A 19,866-nucleotide genomic window follows, 5' to 3' on the forward strand; every position below is an offset into this window, starting at 1 on the left:
TCGGCGACGGCGGTGCGGCTGCCGTGGAGTCGACAGCCGGTTCGTCGACTCCCGCCAGGAGCCGGGGCGCCGGCGACGTGCGGACGGCGCCGCACCGTGGTGCGCTGGGGCCGCTGTGCCCCCCGCGCGGCTCCTCCCCGCCGCGCGCGGCCGACCCGGGAAGGAGCCCAGGGATGAGCGGCAAGGAGATCTTCGTGGCCTTCGGCGTCGACGTGGACGCGGTGGGCGGCTGGCTGGGGTCCTACGGCGGCGCGGACTCCCCCGACGACATCTCCCGCGGGCTGTTCGCCGGGGAGGTGGGTGTGCCCCGGCTGCTGGACCTGTTCGCCCGCAACGGGCTGACCCAGACCTTCTTCTGGCCCGGGCACTCCATCGAGACCTTCCCCGAGCAGTTCGACGCCTGCGTCGCGGCCGGCTCCGAGATCGGCGTCCACGGCTACAGCCACGAGAACCCGATCGCGATGACCCGCGAGCAGGAGGAGGCGGTCCTCGACCGCTGCATCGACCTCATCGAGGAGCGAGCCGGACGGCGGCCCACCGGCTACGTCGCCCCGTGGTGGGAGTTCTCCCCCGTCACCAACGAGCTGCTGCTCGAGCGCGGCATCCGCTACGACCACTCGCTCATGCACCGGGACTTCGAGCCCTACCACGTCCGGGTCGGCGACCGCTGGACGAAGATCGACTACTCGGCCCCGGCCGACACGTGGATGCAGCCGCTGGTCCGCGGGCACGAGACCGACCTGGTGGAGATCCCGGCGAACTGGTACCTCGACGACCTGCCGCCGATGATGTTCGTCAAGTCCAGCCCGAACAGCCACGGCTTCGTCAACCCCCGCGACATCGAGCAGATGTGGACCGACCAGTTCGACTGGGTCCACCGGGAGTACGACTACGCCGTGTTCACGATGACCATCCACCCGGACGTCTCCGGCCGCCCCCAGGTGCTGCTGGCCCTGGAGCGGGTCATCGAGCACGTCAACCGGCACGACGGCGTCCGCTGGGCGACCTTCGACGAGATCGCCCTGGACTTCCAGCGCCGCTCCCCGCGCGCCTCCTGACCCCCCGGAGGGCGGCGAGCGCCCTGATCGGCATGATCGGCGGCATGCCCGACCCCTCGGTCCCCCTGGAGAAGCTGGGCTTCCTCACCATCGGCACGTTCGACGGCGCCGACCCGGGCCCCGGGCACGAGGCGACGCTGCGGGTGATCGAGCTCGGCGAGCGGCTGGGCCTCGACAGCGCCTGGGTGCGCAACCGGCACCTGCAGTACGGCATCTCCTCGCCGGTCGCCGTCCTGGCCGCCGCCACCCAGCGCACCCGGCGGATCGGGCTGGGCACCGCGGTGATCCCGCTGGCGTGGGAGAACCCGCTGCGGCTGGCCGAGGACCTCGCCACCGTCGACGTCCTCTCCGGGGGCCGGCTCAACCCCGGCGTGAGCGTCGGCCCGCCGATGCACTGGGACGACGTCCGGGACGCGCTCTACCCGGACACCGCCGCCGCCGAGGACTTCTCCTACGAGCGGGTGTCCCGGCTGCTGCGGCTGGTCGCGGGCGAGCGGGCCAGCACCTTCTCCGGGCGCGAGGGCGTGGTCGAGGAGTTCTCCGCCCGGGTGCAGCCGCACTCCCCCGGGCTGCGCGCGCGGATGTGGTACGGCGGCGGCAGCCTGGCCTCGGCCCGCTGGGCCGGGGAGCAGGGGATGAACTTCCTGACCTCCAGCGTGGTCAAGGCCGAGGAGTCGGCGGACTTCGCCGCGATCCAGGCCGCGCACGTCCGCGCCTTCCGCGCCGCCAACCCCGGCGGGCGGGTGTCGCAGGGGCTGGTGGTCATCCCCACCGACAGCGCGACCGCCGCCCAGCGCGAGCGGTACGCCGACTACGTCGCGGCCCGCACCCCGCGGACGGCGACCCCGCAGGGGCCGGCGCGGCTGCTGTTCGCCCGCGACCTGCTGGGCACCTCCGAGCAGATCGCCGAGGCGCTGTACGCGCACGCCGGCTTCCGGGAGGTCACCGAGGTCGTCTTCGCGCTGCCGTTCAGCTTCGCCGACGAGGACTACGAGCAGATCCTCACCGACCTGGCCACGCGCCTGGGGCCGGCGCTGGGCTGGCGGCCGGCGGCGCCCTAGTCGACGGGACCCGGACCCGGGGCGACGGGCACGTCGAGCGCGACCTCGCCGGCGCGGTCGAAGGTGAAGGTGACCTGCACCGTGTCGGTGGGCGCGATCGACCCGGTCACGCCCTCCAGCTGCATCCGCACCGGGCCGGTGACCGCCTCCACCTGACCGCCGGCGGGCAGCTCGACGCCGTCCGGGCTGGCCGCCCCGGACTCGTCCAGCAGCTGCACCGACTCCGCAGCCGGGGTGGTGACGCCGACGAGCCGGTCGGCCTCCTCGGCGTCGTTGGTGAGGACCCCCCGCAGCGGCACGGAGGCCCCGGCGGCGACGGTGTCCTCGGCGTCGAGGAAGACGTCGTCGAGCGAGACCTGGCCCACCGTGCCGTCGACACCGGCGACGTCCGGGGTCTCCTCGGCGGTCTCCGCGTCGTTGCCCGCGTCGCAGCCGGCCAGCGCCAGGACACCGGCGACCCCCGCAGCCACCCAGCGGGCGCGGCGGGACGGGCGGGTGGGTCGGGGCTCTCGCACGGGGCTCTCCCTCCGCGGTCTCCGGCGGTCGACGCGGACTGTCCCGCCGGCAGCGCCCGGGCGCCAGGGGCGGCGGTCCCTCGGACGGCGGCCCCTGGCCCTGCTCGGGCCGGACCTGCACGATCGGGGCCCTGCGCGATCGGAGGTCGGGCGCGGAGAGGGCGGGTGACGGCGTGGGCATCGAGGTGGAGCTCGTCCCGGTGCTGACCGGCCGCCGGGTCGTGGTCGCCTGGATGCTGGGCGCGTTCCTGGTGACCTTCCTGGTCACGCGGTTCATCACGCGGGCGATCCGGACCGGCCGCGGCCCGTTCCGCGACGCCAGCGTCGGTGGGGTCCACGTGCACCACGAGGTGTACGGCATCTTCCTGCTGCTGGGCACCGGCCTGGTCGAGCTCACCTACCGGCCCGACGGCGGGTGGCAGCACCTGCTCGCCGTCCTCTTCGGGGTCGGCGCGGCGCTGACCCTCGACGAGTTCGCCCTGTGGCTGCACCTCGAGGACGTCTACTGGTCCCAGCAGGGGCGCAGCTCCATCGACGCGGTGCTCATCGCCGTCGTGGTGGGAGTGCTGCTGCTCGTCGGCGCGAACCCGTTCGACACCCAGGACGTCTCCGGCGAGCTGCCGATCGCGGTGACCGTCGTCCTGAACCTCGCGTTCGCCCTCGTCGCGATCCTCAAGGGCCGGACGGTGCTGGGCGTGGTGGGGGTCTTCGTGCCGGTCGTGGCGGCGGTTGCCGCGGTCCGGCTGGCGCGCCCGCACTCGTTCTGGGGTCGGCGGTGGTACCCGTCCGGGTCGTCCCGGCGGCGGCGGGCGGAGGCCCGGTTCCCGCCGGGCCGGCGCACCCGCTGGGACGCGCTGGTCGACCTGTTCGCCGACGTGCCGCACGCGCACGGGCCCCGGGCCGTGGTGGGCGCGCCGCACGCGGAGCGATGAGCGCCCACCGAGCGCAGCGACCCACCGGGCTGCCCACGCGGGCCCGGCACCCCCGCCGCAGGCAAGGCTCCCCTACCTCGCGCCCGTCCCCATCATGGCCGGCATGGTTCCCGAGGCCGACGTCGCCGGCCGACGCGCCGACCAGCGGGCGCACCGCCTGGCGAAGCTCGAGGCGCTGCAGGCGCGGGGCGTGGCGGCCTACCCCTACCGCTACCCCACCGACGCCACGGTCGCGGGCATCCGCGCGGCCCACCCCGACCTCGGCCCCGACGTGCGGACGACCGACCGCGTGCGGATCGCCGGCCGGGTCGAGCTGATCCGCCGCCAGGGCTTCCTGACCTTCGCCACGCTGCGCGACCGCACCGGCGCCGTCCAGCTCTTCGTCGACAGCTCCGTGCTCGGCGCCGCCCGCCACGCCGAGTTCGACGACGTCGACCGCGGCGACTGGGTCGGCGCCGAGGGCACGGTGATGACCACCCGCCGCGGCGAGCTGTCGGTGTGCGTCGAGGACTTCGCCGTCCTCGGCAAGGCGCTGCTCGAGCCGCCCGACAAGCACCGCGGCCTGCCCGACGTCGAGACCCGCTACCGGCAGCGCTACGCCGACCTGGAGGTCAACGAGAGGACCCGGGAGGTCTTCCGGATCCGGCACACCGCGGTGCGGGCCATCCGCCGGCACCTGGAGGACCGCGGCTTCACCGAGGTCGAGGGGCCGGTGCTGCAGACCATCCAGGGCGGGGCCAGCGCGCGGCCCTTCGTCACCCACCACAACGCGCTCGACCTGGACCTGTACCTGCGGATCGCGCTCGAGCTGCACCTCAAGCGGCTCATCGTGGGCGGGCTGGAGCGGGTGTTCGAGATCGGCCGGGTGTTCCGCAACGAGGGCATCGACACCCGGCACAACCCCGAGTTCACGATGCTGGAGGCCTACCAGGCCTTCGCCGACTACACCGACATGATGGACCTGACCGAGGGCCTGGTCACCGCCGCGGCGCGGGCGGCGCTCGGAGACCGGCTCACCGTGCACTACGGCGGGCACGCCATCGACCTGGCCGCGACGCCGTGGCCGCGGAAGCGCTTCGCGGACATGATCGCCGAGGCCACCGGCGCGACGATGCACCCGGACATGCCGGTCGCCGAGGCCCGGGCGGTCCTCGACCGGCTGGGGATCCCCTACGAGGCCGGCTGGGGCTCCGGGCGGCTGATGAAGGAGGTCTACGACGAGCGGGTCCAGCACTCGGTCGTCGGGCCGGTGTTCTGCGTGGACTACCCGCGCGAGGTGTCCCCCCTGGCCCGGGTGCACCGCGACGACCCCGCCTACGTCGAGCGCTTCGAGCTGATCGTCGCCGGCTTCGAGCTGTGCAACGCCTACTCCGAGCAGAACGACCCGGTCGCGCAGCTGGCCGCCTTCGAGGCCGAGGCCCGCGCCAAGGCCCACGGTGACCCCGAGGCCGGCGACGTCGACCTGGACTACGTCCGCGCGCTGGAGCGCGGGATGCCGTGCACCGGCGGGCTCGGCATCGGCATCGACCGGCTGGTCATGCTGCTGGCCAGCGTCGACTCGATCCGCGAGGTCATCCTGTTCCCGACCCTGCGGCCGGAGACCCCCGCGCTCCCCGGCACCGGCCCCGACGGCGCCGTCCGCCCGCTGGTGGCGCCCACGCCGATCCCCGCCGGCAGCGTGGCCGGGACCGGCACCCCCGTGCCCGACGACGGCGGCTCGGTCGTCGCGCTGCCCCCCATGGCGCCCTCGACCGGCCCGGTCCCGGCGCCTCCTCCGGCGCCGGGCACGCACCCGCTGGCCGTGCGGGGAGCCGCCGCGCTGACCGCGCTCAGCGGCGTCCTGCAGCTGCTGAGCGCGCTGCCGGTGGTGCACGACCGGCTGGGCCTGCCGGCGGCGGTCGGCCCGCTGTGGGTCCCGGTCACCGGCTGGGTCGGGTCGGTGGTGGTGGGGCTGCTGCTCCTGCTGCTGGCCGGCCAGCTCGCCCGCCGCAAGGTGCTGGCCTGGCGGCTGGCGGTCGTGCTGTTCGCCCTCGGGGCGGTGCTGCACGTGGTCAAGGGGCCGCACCCCGTGGCCGTGGCGATCTGCGTCGTCGGGCTCGGCGTACTCGTCCGGTACCGGTCGGCGTTCCGCGCGCCGGCCGACCCGCCCTCGCTGCTGCGGCTGGCGCGCGTCGTCCCCCTGTACCTGGCCGCGGTGCTGCTGTTCGGGATGGCGGCGCTCTGGGCCGAGCGCTCCCGCGTCGAGCCCGGCCTCACCGTCGGCGGCGCGCTGGAGACCGTCCTCGGCGGCCTGGTGGGGCTCGACGGGCCGTACACGTACTCGTCGCGCTCCTTCGCGGTCGGCTTCCCCGCCGCCCTCCTCGCGCTGGGCGTCGCCGGGCTGGTCGTGCTCGCCGTGCTCCTCTTCCGGCCCGTGGTCGCCCGGCGTCCGCACACGGAGGACGACTGGGCCCACGCCGAGCGCCTGGTGCACACCTACGGCTGGGACACGCTGGCCTACTTCGCGCTGCGCGACGACAAGAGCTTCTTCTTCTCCAGCGACGGCGAGGCCTTCCTCGCCTACACCTACCTCGACGGCTACGCGCTGGTCTCCGGCGACCCGGTCGGCGCGCGGGAGTCGGTGGTGCGGGTCCTCGACGAGTTCCTCGCGATGTGCGACGAGCGCGCCTGGACCCCGGCCCTCCTCGCGGTGCGGGAGGCGAGCATGCCGCTGTACTCCTCGCGCGGCTTCACCGCGTTCTACCTCGGCGACGAGGCGATCATCGACTGCCGCCGGTTCACCCTCGAGGGCTCGGCGAAGAAGGGCCTGCGCGCCGCCGTCCGCCGGGTGGGGCGCACGCACCGCTTCCGGCTGCTCGCCGAGTCCGACGCACCTCCGGCCCTGGTCGACCAGCTCAACGCCATCAGCGCGCGCTGGCGCGGCAAGCACCCCGAGCGCGGGTTCACCATGGCGCTGTCCCAGGACGTCCGCGGCGCCGGTGCCAACCCGGAGTTCCTGCTGTGCGTCGCGCTGGACGCCGACGGCCGGCCCAGCGGGTTCCTCCGCCTCGTGCCCGCCTACGGCCCCTCGTTCGGTTACACGCTGGACCTGATGCGCCACGACCCCGACGCGCCCAACGGGATGACCGAGTTCCTCATCGCGTCGGCCGCGAGCGCGCTGGGCGCCCGCGGCGTGGCCCGGCTGTCGATGAACTTCGCGATGTGGGGGCGGCTGTTCGCCGACGACGTCCCGTTCACGCCGGCCCAGCGCGCGGCCCGCTGGGCGGTCGGCCTGCTCAACCCGTTCTTCCAGATCCGCTCGCTGCGCGACTTCAACGCCCGGTTCGACCCCGAGTGGTTGCCGCGCGTGCTGGCCTACCGGCGCCGGTCCGACCTGCCCCGGGTGGGGCTGCGCTACGCCGGTGCGGAGGGGTTCCTGGCCCTGCCGGGGATCGGCGAGCTGCTGGTGCCCAAGGCCGTCGGGGGCGTCCCCTCCCCGTCGGCGCCGGAGGAACGGGCCGCGGCGTGAGGGAGGCGGGGCGGGCGGCCCTGGCCGGAGCCGTCGTCCTCGCCGCGCTGCTGGCCGTCCTCGGCCTCGCGCAGTGGGCCAGCCGGGAGCGGGCACCGTTCGGGGACGCGGGCTTCGCGGAGGTGGAGGACGCCGTCGCCGGAGCGGGCCTGCAGGTGTGCGCGGTCGCCGACGAGCCCGACGGGCTGGCGGTCGGGGCGGTGGCCAGCCGCGCCTACGAGGTCGCGGTCGACTGCGGGGACGGCGCGGTCACCGTCGTGGTCGACCGGTTCGCCACCGCCGCCGACCGGGACGCCGCCGCCCGCCGGTTCGAGTCGCTGGTCCGCCCCCGGGGCAGCGGAGCGGTCACCACCCTCGGCAGCGCGACGGTGTTCCTGCGCGGCGGGGCCGACCGCGAGGCCGCCGACCGGCTCGAGGCCGCGCTGCGCGCCGCCGGTGCGCGGTGAGCGGCCCGGCGCGGACCGCCCGGCTGGGCGTCCTGGCGCTGGCCATGGTGAACGTCGCCTCGATCGTCAGCGCCCGCAACCTGCCCGTCATGGCCGAGTACGGCTGGTCGATGCTGCTGCTGTTCGCGCTGTCGATCGTGGTCTTCCTGGTGCCCATCTCCATGGCGGCGGCCGAGCTCGGCACCGCCTGGCCGCGGGACGGCGGGGTGTACGCCTGGGTGAAGGAGGCCTTCGGCGGGCGCACCGGAGCGCTGGCGGTGTGGTGCGACTACGCCGAGAACGTCGCCTGGTTCCCCACGGTGCTGTCGTTCATCGCGGCGTCCCTGGCCTACGCGATCGACCCCGCGCTGGCCAACGACAAGCTCTTCCTCGTCACGGTCATGCTGGTGTTCTTCTGGGGCACCACGGCCGCGGCGCTGCGGGGGGTGCGGACGTCGTCGCTGATCGGCTCGATCGGCACGGTGGCGGGCTCGATCCTGCCGGCGCTGCTGGTGGTCGTCCTCGGCGCGGCGTTCCTGCTGCGGGGTGACCCGTCGCAGATCCCGTTCTCCGCCGGCGCGCTGGTCCCCGAGGTGCACCTGGACGACGTCGCCTTCCTGGGGGGCATCATCCTGCTGTTCACCGGCATGGAGATGGCCGGCTTCCACGCGCGGGAGACGCGCGACCCCGGCCGCACCGTGCCCCGCGCGATCGCGCTGGCGGTGGCGATCACGGTGGCGTTCTCCGTGCTCGGCTCGCTGTTCCTGGCCTTCGTGCTGCCGCGGCACGAGATCAGCCTGGTCTCGGGGACCATGGAGCTGTTCTCCAGCGTCCTCGACACCCTCTCGATGGGCTGGCTGCTGGCCCCGCTGGCGGTCGTGGTGGCGCTCGGTGGCGTCGCGCACCTGACGCCGTGGGTGCTCGGTCCGGCCACGGGTGTCGCCGCCGTCGCGCGGGAGGGGCTCGCCCCGGAGCGGCTGGGCCGGACCAACCGCCACGACGTCCCGGTCGGGCTGCTGCTCGTGCAGGGCGTCGCCGGCTCGCTGTTCGCCCTGCTGTTCGTGTTCGTGCCCAGCGTGAGCACGTCGTACTGGATGCTCTCGGCGGTCACCGCGCAGGTCATCGTGGTGATGTACGCGCTGGTGTTCGCCTCGGTGATCCGGCTGCGGCACACCCGGCCCGACGTCCCCCGGCCCTACCGGATCCCCGGCGGGCTGCCGGGCGTCTGGCTGGTCGGCGGGGTGGGGCTGGCCGGCTGCGCGGTGTCGTTCCTGCTCGGGTTCGTGCCGCCCAGCCAGCTGCAGACCGGCGACCCGGTCGTCTACGTGCTCCTGCTGGCGCTGGCCACGGTGGTGCTGTCCCTGCCGCCGTTCGTGTTCGCCCTGCTCGCCCGGCGCCGCGCCGCCCGGCAGCCGGTCCCCGCGCCGGCGGGCTGACCGCTCACCCCGCGACCTCGGCCGGTGTCCCGGACCGGGCCGCCGACCGCGCGAGCGCCGCGGTGCTCACCACCAGGACGACGACCAGCACCGCGATGAGCGCCCACTCGGCCCCGTCCGCCTGCAGCCGCTCCCCCAGCACCACCACGCCGAGGACCGCGGCCACCAGCGGCTCCCCCACGGTCACCGCCGGCAGCGAGGCCGCCAGCGCCCCGGCCTGGAAGGCCGACTGCTGCGCCATCGTGCCCCCGGCGAGGGTCCCCGCGAGCAGGTAGGTCTCCCAGCTGCCGAGCAGGGCACCGACGCCGTCGTCGAGCAGGCTGACGACGCCCTTGGTCAGCGCCGCCGCGACGCCGTAGGCCACGCCCGCGGTCACCGCCAGCAGGAGTGCCCGCGTCGTCCCCCGGCGGACCGCCGCACCCAGCAGGCAGCCGGCGACCAGGAGGGCGAGCACGGCCCCGGCCGGCAGCCAGGGCCGCCAGCCGGCGCGGTCGGCACCGGCGGTCGGCTCGCCGGCCACGACGAAGACGGCCAGCGCCAGGACCAGCAGCGCCGCCCAGGTCCAGTCCGACCGGCTCAGCCGGCGGCCGGCCCAGCGGGCGCCGAGCGGGAGGGCGAACAGCACGGTGGTGACCAGCAGCGGCTGGACCAGCAGCAGCGACCCGAGGCCGAGGGCCGCGGCCTGGGCGGCGTACCCGGCGGTGTCGCTGACCGTCCCGGCCCACCACTGGGGACGGCGGACCAGGGAGCGCACCAGCAGCAGGCCGCGGGCCTCGTCGTCGGGGACCTCCGACGCCGACCGCTGCTGCACGACCGAGGCGAGGGCGAACAGGACGGCCGCGACCAGCGCGAGCACCCCGGCCAGGCCGTCCACCGGGCCATGATGCTCGCGACGTCCCGGCCCGGGGGACCCCTCCGGCCCGGGGAGCCACCGCCGTCGGGAGGACGAGGACGTTGGACGCCTACCGGCCCGAGGCCTGGTCGGACTTCGCCGTGGCCACCGTGGGCGCCTGCGCCGCGCTCGCCGGGCTGATCTTCGTGGCCGTCTCGCTCAACCTCGCGCGCATCCTCGCCTTCCCCAACCTCCCCGGCCGTGCCGCGCAGACCCTCGGACTGCTCGTCGCCCTCCTGGCGGCCGGCGTGCTGGTGCTCGCCCCCGGACAGCCCCGGGCCGCGCTCGGCGTCGAGATCGGCGGGACCGGGCTGCTGCTGGCCGCCGGCACGCTGCCGGCCCTGCTGCGGGTCCGCCCGGACGCCGCGTCCCCGGAGCGGCGGGTGGTCGGGGCCGCGGTCATCGTCCTGGTGCCGGCCGCGGCGCTGGTCGCCTGCGGGGCGACGCTGCTGGCGGGCAGCGGCGGCGGGCTGTACTGGCTGGCCGCCGCCGTGGTCCTCGGGATGGCCGGCGCCACGGCCAACGCGTGGGTGCTGCTCGTGGAGATCAACCGCTGAGCCGCCGTCACCCAGCCGGTCGCCGCGCTCGCTCGCTGCCGCGACGTGCGGGGACCCGAGCCGGGAGGGGTGCTGCGCGGGCCGGGGGGACGGCATCGTCGTCCCCCGACACGGAGGAGGCGGTCGCGGTGCGCGCGCTGTTCAAGGACGAGGACTTCGACTTCGCGACCCGCAACGTCCTCGGCGGGGTGTACGCCCGCGCCGCCGACGTCGGCGAGGTGCTCGGGACCGTGGCACGGATCTCCGACGGCCACGCGCAGTCCTGGGTCGACGAGTGGACCGCCACGGCCGACCGGCTCGCGGCCGAGGCACGCACGGCACGGCCGCACTCGGCGGCGGCCCGCTCCCTGCGCGCGGCCGCCTACTACGCCGCCGCCACGGAGATGGCCGACCGCACGGACGACGCCGGCCTGTTCCCGCGCCTGTGGGAGCGGCACCGCGCAGCCTGGGACGCGTTCGTCGACACCACCGGCGAGGCCACCGGCGTGGCCGTCGAGCGCCTGGAGATCCCCTACGAGGGCACCACGCTGCCCGGCTACCTGTTCCGCTCCGGGCCGGCCGGCGAGCCGCGGCGCACGCTGGTCTACAACAACGGCAGCGACGGCTCGGTGGTCGGCGCGTGGGTGCGCGGCATCGCCGACGCGCTGGCCCGCGGCTGGAACGCGATGACCTTCGACGGCCCCGGCCAGAACGCCGCCCTCCTCCGCCAGGGGCTGCACTTCCGGCCCGACTGGGAGCACGTCGTCACCCCGGTCGTCGACGCTCTCGCCGCCCGGCCCGACGTCGACCCTCGGCGGCTGGCGCTGGTCGGGGTCAGCCAGGGCGGCTACTGGGTGCCCCGGGCGGTCGCCTTCGAGCACCGGATCGCCGCCGCGGTGGCCGACCCCGGCGTCGTGGACGTCTCCGCCGCGATGCTCACCCACCTGCCGCACCACCTGGTGGACCTGCTCGACACCGGCAACCGGGAGGTGTTCGACAAGGAGATCGCCTGGGGGCTGAAGGTCTCCCCGCGCACCCGGGCCCTCATGACCTGGCGGATGCGGCCCTACGGGACCACCTCGCCGTTCGACTTCTTCACCGCGGCGCGGGAGTACACGCTCACCGAGGACGTCGTCGGCGGGATCACCTGCCCGCTGCTGGTCACCGACCCTGAGCACGAGCAGTTCTGGCCGGGCCAGTCGCAGCGGCTGTACGACCTGCTGACCGGGCCGAGGGCGCTGGTCCGGTTCACCGCCGAGGAGGGCGCCGACGGGCACTGCGAGCCGGTCGCCGTCGGGCTGCGCGGCGAGCGGGTCCTCGACTGGCTCGACGAGCAGGTCCCGGCATGACCCCGCCGCCGCGGCCGAGCCCCTAGCCTCCGGGCGGTGGGCACCGAACGCGGGCTCGACCGGCTGATCACCTTCCTCGACGCGGTGGTGGCGATCGCCATCACCCTGCTGGTGCTGCCGCTGGTCGAGGTCCTGGCCGACGCGTCCCCCGGGGACGACCTCGCCGAGGTCCTGCTCGCCGACGCCGGCCAGTTCGGCGCCTTCCTGCTCAGCTTCGTCGTCATCGCCCGGCTGTGGCTGGTGCACCACCAGCTGGTCGAGCAGGTCGGCGGCTACGACCGGCCGTTCATCGGGGTGAACCTCGTGTGGATCCTCACCGTGGTGCTGCTGCCCTTCGCCACGCAGCTCGTGGCCGTCTACGGGGCCGACCCGCTGGCGGTCGCCGTCTACATCGGCACGATGGCGGTCAGCTCGGCCTGCCTGACGACGCTGAGCCTGCTGGTCTGGCGTCGCCCGTCACTGCGCCGTCCCGGGTCGCGTCCGGCGCCGCCCGTGGCGGGCCTGGTCACGACCGGGACCTTCCTCGTGGCCCTCGTCCTCGGCCTGCTGTTCCCGCGGGTCAACTACCTCGGGCTGTTCCTGCTGTTCTTCACCGGTCCGCTGGAGCGCGCCCTCCTCGGCCGGCTCGCGCCGTCCCCCGGCTGAGCGGGCCGGCCGGTCCAGGAGGACGGCCAGTGCCGGGAACAGCAGGACGGTCAACACCCCGGCCCCCACCAGCGCGGCCGCGTTCTCCCGGAGCATGGTCCCGTTGCGCAGGCCGATCTCGGCCAGCGCCACCAGGACCGGCAGCGCGGTCGCGGTGACCAGCGCGGTCTGGACGCGCTGCCGCCCGGGCAGCACGCCGCGGTAGACCGCGAGGGCGGGCAGCCCCCGCACGGCGATCACCAGCGCGAGGAACAGCAGCACCCGCAGCGGTGCCTCCGCGATGGAGGACAGGTCCAGGCTCATGCCCGAGTACACGAAGAAGATCGGGATGAAGAAGCCGTAGCCGACGGCGTCGAGCTTGGACTCCAGCGCCGGCGCCCCGCCCCCGACCCAGCGCCGCAGGACGACGCCGGCGAGGAAGGCGCCCAGCACGGCGTCGAGGTGGAACTCGTCGGTGACGGCGATGAGCGCGATCAGCAGCAGGATCGTCGCCCGCAGGGTGATCTGGGCGGTCTCGTGCTGGCCGAGCAGCACCACGGTCGCCAGCCGCCCGCCCTCCCGCACCCCGCGGCGGGCCAGGGCCAGCAGCGCCGCGAGCACGCCGACGGCGGCCAGTGAGGCCAGCGCCGTCCAGCGGTTCTGGCTGCCGAGGAACAGGGCGATCGCCAGCACCGGGAACAGCTCGCCCACCCCACCGGCCGCCAGCAGGTAGCGCCCCAGCCGGCCGCCCAGCAGGCCGTGCTCGCGCAGCACCGGCAGCAGCGTGCCCAGCGCGGTCGTGGTCAGCCCCAGCGCCACGGGCACGAACGCGCGGACCAGGCCCGCCGCCGCCAGCAGGCCCACCACGCCCACGGCGAGGACGAGCGAGACCGTCCAGGCGAGCACCGCCCGCCGCCCCGCGTCCTCCCGGAACAGCCGCAGGTCGACCTCGTAGCCCGCCAGGAGGAAGACGAACCCGAGGCCGACGTCGGCGAGCACCTGGACCCCGCCCGGCGTGCTCAGCCCGAGGACGTCGGGGCCGACCAGGATCCCCCCGGCGAGCAGGAGCACCACCTGGGGCACGGGCAGCCGCGGCAGCAGCCCGACGACGACCGGTGCGAGCAGCGCCACGACGAAGACGGCCACCAGGTCGTCGACGACGAGGACAGCGTCCACGCGGGGGCCCTCCCGTCCTGCATCCGGCCGGCGCCGCCCGGATCATGCCGCAGGCAGGTCCTCGACGGGGTTGTCGGCGCCCGCCTCGACCCAGGAGCTGCCCGGGGCGTCGTCACGGGCGAAGCCGCGCCCCGGGCGGAGCACCTCGACGGTCGCGCCCCCGTCCACGACCCGGGCGGCCACCCGGCGCTCCCAGCGGCGTCCGGGCCGGTCGCCGTCCGCGGAGCCGCGCAGGTCCAGGCCGACGGCGAGCTCGCCAGGGGCCACGCCGGCGGGCAGCCGGACCGCGTCGGGCCCCGCCGCCGCCCCGGGTGCGGCCACGGTCCACGCGACCTCGTAGCTGCGGCCCCGCGCCGAGGCGCGGTCGAGGACCTGCGTCCGCACCGTCTCCCCGTCGTCGAGGTAGGCCACGACGACCGGGCGGTCGGTGGGGTTGGTCAGCCGGGCGCGCAGGGTGACCGTCGGCCCGGACTCCACGGTGAGCCGCTCGATCGCCAGGTCCCCGCCGGTGAGCTCGCCGGGCGGCAGGTCCTCCGCGAGCCGGGAGAAGGTCCGGTCGGGGAAGCGGTCCAGCAGCGCGAAGACGCCGGGGCTCCGCTCCTCGGCGTAGAGCACCGGCTGGTCGAGCCCGGGGTCGTTCTCCAGGAACGGCGTGGTGCTGAGGAACCCCTGGTCCCCACGCCGGGGCAGCAGCAGGACGGCGTCGTCCAGGTCCTGCGCCGCCACGAACCGCTGCACCGCCCGCAGGTCGTCGCGCACCGCGGCGTTGGCGGCCACCTTGTCCGGGACGGCCAGGGCGGTCAGGAGCACCATCGCCGCCACCGTCCCCGCGGTGAGCGCGCGCGGAGCCGCACCGGCCCGGCGCCCCAGCCAGGTCAGCCCCGCGGCGCCGAGCACGACCAGCGGCACCACGACCGGCAGGTGGTAGTACGGCCCGAACAGCTCGACGCCCTGCCAGAGCCGGCTCATCGCGTAGGGCCCCCAGAACGGCAGGTAGCCCAGCGGGACGACGACGGCCAGCGCCGCCACCGGCCAGCGCTCCGGCCCCCTCGTGCAGACCAGCCCGAGGACGGCGGCGGCGACCAGCACGATGCCGCCGAACACCCAGCTCGGCGTCCACCGCAGGTTCTCCACGAGGCCGGACAGGCCGTCGGCGGGCGTGAACGGGACCGTCGACCCCGGGAAGACCCCGCGCTGCCCGAAGCCGAAGCCGTCCTGCGCCCCGGTGACGGTGAACGGCAGCCGGAGCGGCCCGCCCACGACGACGGCGTTGTAGCCCATCGACAGCGCCAGCAGCGGCGCGGCGCCGGCGGCGAGGCGGACGGTGCAGCCGGTCCAGCTCCAGCCGCCCTCGCCCGCGCGGCGCGCCCGCCAGGCGTCGACCAGGGCGTACAGCACGAACGGCGCCGCGACGAGCACCGCGTCGAAGGGCCGGGCGAAGGCCGCCAGCCCCCACACCGCGCCCGCCGCGACCAGCCGGCCCGTCGACCGCCGGCGGACCGCGCTCAGCAGCAGGGTCGCGAACCCCAGGCCGAGCGCGAGCTGGAACAGGTAGGGCAGGAACGTCCCGGCCTGCACGAGGAACACCGGCGACAGGAGCAGGAGCACCCCCGCCACCACCCCGGCGACCCGGTCCCGGAGCACCTGCGCGGCGAGGACCGCGGTGAGCACCACGGTGGCCGCGGCGGTCAGCGCCAGGGCCGCGCGCGGCGTGCCGGTGAGCAGGTCGGCGGCCGCGATCACGGCGGGCCACGGCGGGCTGTACTTGAGGACGACCCGGTCCCCGACCACGGCCGACGCCCAGGGCCGGAAGGCGTCGTCGCCGGCCGGGAGGGTGACCGAGCCGGACTCCAGCAGCCGGGCCATCGCGACGTAGACCGAGTCGTCGCGGTTGAGCGAGTACAGCGGGAACAGCGTGACGTCGACCAGCACGGCCGCGGCGCCGGCCAGGACGGCGAGGACGGCCAGCGCGGCGCGCCACCTCGCGTTCCCCATCCCGCCGGAGTCTAGGAGCGCGGGGGCGGCTCCCCCACTCGACCGCTGTCGCCTGCGCCAGCATGCGGGGGTGGCACCCACTCCCCTCCCCCGTCGGCTGCTCGGCGCGACAGGGGTCGCCGCGTGCGCCGCCGGGGTGGCGGTGTCCGGTGAGCTGTCGACGGGTGCGCTGGTCGCGGTGGGCACGGCCGGCCTGGCCGTCTGCGCGGTCGCCGTGGCCCGCCGGGCGGGGGCGGGCGCCGCGCCCGTCGGCCGGCGCGGGCTGCCGTGGCTGGCGTGGCTGGCCGCCGCCCTCGTGTGGGAGGCGGTCGCGCTCGCCGACGACGACCTGCCGACGGTCAGCGACCTCGCCGACCCGGTGCTCGCCCACCCGGGGGTCCGGGCCGCCGCGACCGGAGCCTGGCTGGTGGCCGGCCTCTGGCTGGCCCGCCGTCCGCGGCGGCGCGCGTGACCGGGACCGCGGCCGGCGTCCTCGGCGTCGCCGTCCTGCTGGGAGCGGCGCTCGCGCTCGAGGTCGCCGGCCGCCGGGGCCGGGTCGCGGCCCCCGCCGCCGCGGCGGTCGGTGCGGCCATGCAGACGACGCCGGGGCGGGTCGCCGTCCTGCTGGTCTGGCTGTGGCTGGGCGTGCACTTCCTGGCCCGCTGACCGTGAGGGGCCGGCCGGTCGGGGTGCGACCCCGGGAGGCCGGGTAGGGCGGGACCCGACGCGGTCGCCCCGGCCGTCGCCCACGAGAGCGAGGAGGGCCGACATGGCCAACCCCACGGTCGCCGCCCAGCTGGTGCAGATGCTCCGGGACGCCGGGGTGGAGCGGGTCTACGGGGTGGTGGGCGACAGCCTCAACCCCGTCGTCGACGCCGTCCGCCACACCCCCGGCATCGAGTGGGTGCACGTCAGCAACGAGGAGGGCGGGGCCTTCGCCGCCGCGGCCGAGGCCCAGGTGACCGGCCGGCTGGCCGCCTGCGCCGGCTCCTGCGGGCCGGGCAACACCCACCTGCTCCAGGGTCTGTACGACGCCCACCGCAGCGGCGCCCCGGTGCTCGCGATCGCCTCGCACATCCAGTCCCAGGAGATCGGGATGGCCTTCTTCCAGGAGACCCACCCCGAGCGCACCTTCCAGGACTGCTCCCACTGGTGCGAGGTGGTCACCCCCAAGCAGATGCCGCACACCCTCCGCGTGGCGATCCAGACCGCCATCGGGCGGCGCGGGGTCTCCGTCGTCGTCCTGCCCGGCGACCTGGCCGCCGAGGAGTCCGGTGGCCCCACCGTGCCCACCGCGATGGTGTCGGAGCCCTCGCCGGTGACGCCGGCCCCCGAGCAGGTGCAGCAGCTCGCCGACGCGCTCAACCGCGCGCGGACGGTGACCCTCTTCTGCGGCGCCGGCTGCCGCGGCGCCCACGACGAGGTGATGGAGCTGGCGGCGCGGGTGCTGGCCCCGGTCGGGCACGCGCTGGGCGGCAAGGAGTGGATCCAGTACGACAACCCGTTCGACGTCGGCATGAACGGCCTGCTCGGCTACGGGGCGGCGCACAAGGCGACCCACGAGGCCGACCTGCTCCTCCTGCTGGGCACCGACTTCCCGTACACCGACTTCCTGCCACAGCGGCACACCGCCCAGGTCGACGCGGAGGCGGCACACCTCGGCCGGCGCACCCCGCTGGAGGTCGCCGTCCACGGGGACGTCGGCGCGACGATCCGGGCGGTGCTCCCGCTGCTGGAGCGCAAGCGCGACCGGCGGTTCCTCGACTCGATGCTGCGCGCCCACGCCGAGGCGCTGGAGGAGGTCGTCGACGCCTACACGCACCGGGTCGAGCGGATGCGGCCCATCCACCCGGAGTACGTCGCCGCCCAGCTCGACGAGCTCGCCGACGACGACGCGGTCTTCACCGTCGACACCGGCATGTGCAACGTCTGGGCCGCCCGGTACCTGACCCCCAACGGGCGGCGCCGGGTGATCGGCTCCTTCCGGCACGGCTCGATGGCCAACGCCCTCCCCCACGCCGTCGGCGCGTCGCTGGCCGCACCCGGTCGGCAGGTGGTGTCCATGTCCGGCGACGGCGGGCTGGCCATGCTGCTCGGCGAGCTGATCACCGTCCGGCTGCACCGCCTGCCGGTGAAGGTGGTGCTGTTCAACAACGCCTCGCTCGGCATGGTGAAGCTGGAGATGATGGTCGACGGCATCCCGGACTTCGAGACCGACCACGAGCCGACGGACTTCGCCGCGATCGCCGAGGGCGTCGGCATCCCCGCCCTGCGGGTGGAGGACCCGAGGGAGGTCCGGGACGCGCTGGTCGAGGGCCTCGCGCAGCCGGGGCCGGTGCTCATGGAGTTCGTGACCGACCCCAACGCCCTGTCCATCCCGCCGGCGATCACCGGGGAGCAGGTCCGCGGTTTCGCCCTGTCGGCCAGCCGGATGGTGCTCGGCGGGAGCGTGGGCAAGATGGTCGACCTCGCCCGCAGCAACCTGCGGAACATCCCCCGGCCCTGACCGCCGCCCGGGCCGGCTGTGGGCGGACGCACACTTCCCCGTCGGTCGGGCACCCGCGATCCTGGGACCCCGCGCTACGGTCGGCGTGGAGAGTGACCCAGATCACACGGAGGTGCCCGTGGCCACGACCCACCCCGAGCGGACCGGTTCTCCTGCTGCCCGGCGCCACGAGGCCGGTCCGCCCGTGCCGCGGACCGAGTCCGAGGCCCTCGGCTCGGTGGAGGGCGCCGAGGACGTCGGCCTGCCCTCGCCCCGCGGGATGGCCCGCAGCGTCCTGTCCGTGCTGACCCAGCCCGGGCCGGTCGCCCGCGAGGCGGCCGGCCTCGGCAAGGACGCGATCCGCATCCTGGCGGGGACCGACGCGATCACGCCGGCGCCGCGGGACAAGCGCTTCGCCGACCCCGCCTGGAGCGGCAACCCGGGGTACCGGCGGCTGGCGCAGGGCTACCTGGCGGCGACCGGGGCGCTCACCCGGCTGGTCGAGGCCTACGAGTCCGGGGGCGCCGACTGGCGCCAGGTGGAGCAGGCCCGGTTCGCCCTCACCGCGGTCACCAGCGCCATGGCACCGACCAACACGCTGCTGGGCAACCCCGCCGCCCTCAAGCGCGCCTTCGACACCGGCGGCCGCAGCGTGCTGCGCGGCATGCGCAACATGCTCACCGACCTGCGGCACAACGGCGGCCTGCCCCGCCAGGTGGACCGGGACGCCTACGTGGTCGGCAAGGACCTCGGGATCACGCCGGGCGCCGTGGTCCACCGGGACGAGGTGGTCGAGGTCATCCAGTACACGCCCTCGACCGACCGGGTCCGGACGCGCCCGCTGGTGATCGTCCCGCCGCCGATCGGCCGGTTCTACTTCCTGGACCTGCGGCCAGGGCGCAGCCTGGTCGAGTACGCGGTGAGCCGCGGCCTGCAGGTCTTCATGATCAGCTGGCGCAACCCGACGCCGGAGCAGGCCGACTGGGACCTCGACACCTACGCCGGCGCCGTCGTCCGCGCCGTCGACGTCGCCCGCGAGGTCACCGGCTCCCCCGACGTCACCACGCTGGGCCTGTGCGCCGGCGGGCAGGTCATGACCACGGCGCTCAACCACCTGGCCGCCGCCGGGGACGACCGCGTCTCGGCCGCCGGCTACGCGGTCACGCTGCTGGACTTCTCCCGCCGAGCCCCGCTCGGCGCGTTCTCCGGCCCGAAGCTGATCGAGCGGGCCCGGCGCAACTCCCGCCGCCGCGGCGTGATCAGCGCCCGGGACATGGGGACGGTCTTCAGCTGGATGCGCCCGGACGACCTGATCTTCAACTACCTGGTCTCCGAGTGGCTGATGGGCGAGGACCCGCCGGCCTTCGACATCCTCTCGTGGAACGCCGACGGCACGAACCTGCCGGCGCGGCTGCACGAGCAGTTCCTCGAGATCTTCGGCGAGAACGCGCTGGTGCGGCCGGGCGCGCTGCGGGTGCTCGACACCCCGGTGCACTTGAGCCGCATCACCATCCCGACGTTCGTCCAGGGTGCGCTGACCGACCACCTCACCCCGTGGGTCGGCTGCTACCGCACCACCCAGCTGCTGTCCGGGCCGAGCACGTTCGTGCTCAGCTACAGCGGCCACATCCAGAGCCTGGTCAACCCGCCCGGCAACCCCAAGGCCCACTACTGGACCGGCGGGGAACCCGGCCCGGACCCGCACGCCTGGCGGTCCACGGCGCAGCAGCACACCGGCAGCTGGTGGGAGGCCTGGGCCGACTGGGCGCTCGAGCGCTCAGGCGAGGAGACGCCCGCGCCAGAGGCGCTGGGCAGCGCGGCGCACCCGCCGCTGGAGCCCGCGCCCGGCTCCTACGTCCGCGACCGCCGTCCCGGCCCGGGCTGAGGCACCCCGG

The 19,866-nt window shown here is 75.6% G+C and carries 16 protein-coding genes and 1 pseudogene; 13 read left to right on the forward strand and 4 right to left on the reverse strand.

What is annotated here, in order from left to right; translation table 11 throughout:
* Positions 1-173 precede the first annotated feature (173 nt).
* Both ACI79I_RS11760 and ACI79I_RS11765 read left to right on the forward strand, forming a co-directional pair.
* Positions 174-1,058 carry a polysaccharide deacetylase family protein gene (locus ACI79I_RS11760; protein WP_456992519.1) on the forward strand — a complete coding sequence of 295 codons (885 nt, stop codon included), beginning with the start codon at positions 174-176 and terminating at the stop codon, positions 1,056-1,058.
* A 44-nt stretch (positions 1,059-1,102) separates the two neighbouring features.
* Complete coding sequence (locus ACI79I_RS11765) at positions 1,103-2,119, forward strand: LLM class flavin-dependent oxidoreductase (RefSeq protein WP_456992520.1); 1,017 nt, start codon at positions 1,103-1,105, stop codon at positions 2,117-2,119.
* Here ACI79I_RS11765 and ACI79I_RS11770 read toward each other — a convergent pair.
* On the reverse strand, positions 2,116-2,634 hold the full coding sequence (locus ACI79I_RS11770; RefSeq protein WP_456992521.1) for a copper chaperone PCu(A)C: 519 nt from the start codon (positions 2,632-2,634) through the stop codon (positions 2,116-2,118). The two genes, ACI79I_RS11765 and ACI79I_RS11770, sit on opposite strands and share 4 nt — an antisense overlap.
* 173 nt (positions 2,635-2,807) lie before the next feature.
* On the opposite strand from ACI79I_RS11770, the gene ACI79I_RS11775 reads away from it, so the two are divergent.
* The 4 genes from ACI79I_RS11775 (at position 2,808) to ACI79I_RS11790 (ending at position 8,935) form a co-directional block, all read left to right on the forward strand.
* Positions 2,808-3,566 carry a hypothetical protein gene (locus ACI79I_RS11775; protein ID WP_456992522.1) on the forward strand — a complete coding sequence of 253 codons (759 nt, stop codon included), beginning with the start codon at positions 2,808-2,810 and terminating at the stop codon, positions 3,564-3,566.
* Positions 3,567-3,669: 103 nt separating this feature from the next.
* A complete protein-coding gene (gene lysS / locus ACI79I_RS11780) occupies positions 3,670-7,074 on the forward strand; it encodes a lysine--tRNA ligase (protein ID WP_456992523.1) in 3,405 nt (1,134 codons plus the stop codon).
* A complete protein-coding gene (locus ACI79I_RS11785; protein WP_456992524.1) occupies positions 7,071-7,520 on the forward strand; it encodes a hypothetical protein in 450 nt (149 codons plus the stop codon). Before lysS ends, ACI79I_RS11785 begins: the two co-directional genes overlap by 4 nt.
* On the forward strand, positions 7,517-8,935 hold the full coding sequence (locus ACI79I_RS11790; RefSeq protein WP_456992525.1) for an amino acid permease: 1,419 nt from the start codon (positions 7,517-7,519) through the stop codon (positions 8,933-8,935). The genes ACI79I_RS11785 and ACI79I_RS11790 overlap by 4 nt, the downstream gene beginning before the upstream one ends.
* 4 nt (positions 8,936-8,939) lie before the next feature.
* Here the strand turns inward: ACI79I_RS11790 and ACI79I_RS11795 are convergent, their stop codons facing one another.
* Entirely contained in the window at positions 8,940-9,809 is an 870-nt protein-coding gene (locus ACI79I_RS11795; protein WP_456992526.1) for a DMT family transporter, read from the reverse strand.
* Between the two features lie 80 nt (positions 9,810-9,889).
* Here ACI79I_RS11795 and ACI79I_RS11800 point away from each other — a divergent pair, with 80 nt between their 5' ends.
* The 3 genes from ACI79I_RS11800 (at position 9,890) to ACI79I_RS11810 (ending at position 12,357) form a co-directional block, all read left to right on the forward strand.
* Entirely contained in the window at positions 9,890-10,384 is a 495-nt protein-coding gene (locus tag ACI79I_RS11800) for a hypothetical protein (RefSeq protein WP_456992527.1), read from the forward strand.
* Between the two features lie 128 nt (positions 10,385-10,512).
* Positions 10,513-11,712 carry an alpha/beta hydrolase family protein gene (locus ACI79I_RS11805; protein ID WP_456992528.1) on the forward strand — a complete coding sequence of 400 codons (1,200 nt, stop codon included), beginning with the start codon at positions 10,513-10,515 and terminating at the stop codon, positions 11,710-11,712.
* Positions 11,713-11,748: 36 nt separating this feature from the next.
* On the forward strand, positions 11,749-12,357 hold the full coding sequence (locus ACI79I_RS11810) for a TMEM175 family protein (protein ID WP_456992529.1): 609 nt from the start codon (positions 11,749-11,751) through the stop codon (positions 12,355-12,357).
* A 39-nt stretch (positions 12,358-12,396) separates the two neighbouring features.
* Here the strand turns inward: ACI79I_RS11810 and ACI79I_RS11815 are convergent.
* Positions 12,397-13,512, reverse strand: a pseudogene (locus ACI79I_RS11815) (cation:proton antiporter); the annotation flags it as partial.
* A 42-nt stretch (positions 13,513-13,554) separates the two neighbouring features.
* Positions 13,555-15,507 (reverse strand): glycosyltransferase family 39 protein, encoded by a 1,953-nt coding sequence (locus ACI79I_RS11820; protein ID WP_456992530.1) that lies wholly within the window; start codon positions 15,505-15,507, stop codon positions 13,555-13,557.
* 70 nt (positions 15,508-15,577) lie between these two features.
* On the opposite strand from ACI79I_RS11820, the gene ACI79I_RS11825 reads away from it, so the two are divergent.
* The 4 genes from ACI79I_RS11825 to ACI79I_RS11840 all read left to right on the forward strand — a co-directional run bounded on the left by ACI79I_RS11825 (position 15,578) and on the right by ACI79I_RS11840 (position 19,856).
* A complete protein-coding gene (locus ACI79I_RS11825; protein WP_456992531.1) occupies positions 15,578-15,958 on the forward strand; it encodes a hypothetical protein in 381 nt (126 codons plus the stop codon).
* Positions 15,955-16,152: a DUF6186 family protein gene (locus ACI79I_RS11830; protein ID WP_456992532.1), complete on the forward strand. Its 198-nt coding sequence runs from the start codon at positions 15,955-15,957 to the stop codon at positions 16,150-16,152. Before ACI79I_RS11825 ends, ACI79I_RS11830 begins: the two co-directional genes overlap by 4 nt.
* Before the next feature lie 103 nt (positions 16,153-16,255).
* Positions 16,256-17,992 (forward strand): pyruvate dehydrogenase, encoded by a 1,737-nt coding sequence (locus ACI79I_RS11835; protein WP_456992533.1) that lies wholly within the window; start codon positions 16,256-16,258, stop codon positions 17,990-17,992.
* Between the two features lie 118 nt (positions 17,993-18,110).
* Positions 18,111-19,856 (forward strand): PHA/PHB synthase family protein, encoded by a 1,746-nt coding sequence (locus ACI79I_RS11840; protein ID WP_456992534.1) that lies wholly within the window; start codon positions 18,111-18,113, stop codon positions 19,854-19,856.
* Positions 19,857-19,866: the final 10 nt, after the last annotated feature.

This window comes from Geodermatophilus sp. SYSU D01105 (assembly GCF_054050095.1).

Coding starts and splice junctions, on each gene's coding strand:
- ACI79I_RS11820 (WP_456992530.1), bottom strand. CDS start 15,507: ATGGGGAACGCGAGGTGGCGCGCCGCGCTGGCCGTCCTCGCCGTCCTG.
- ACI79I_RS11835 (WP_456992533.1), top strand. CDS start 16,256: ATGGCCAACCCCACGGTCGCCGCCCAGCTGGTGCAGATGCTCCGGGAC.
- ACI79I_RS11765 (WP_456992520.1), top strand. CDS start 1,103: ATGCCCGACCCCTCGGTCCCCCTGGAGAAGCTGGGCTTCCTCACCATC.
- lysS (WP_456992523.1), top strand. CDS start 3,670: ATGGTTCCCGAGGCCGACGTCGCCGGCCGACGCGCCGACCAGCGGGCG.
- ACI79I_RS11760 (WP_456992519.1), top strand. CDS start 174: ATGAGCGGCAAGGAGATCTTCGTGGCCTTCGGCGTCGACGTGGACGCG.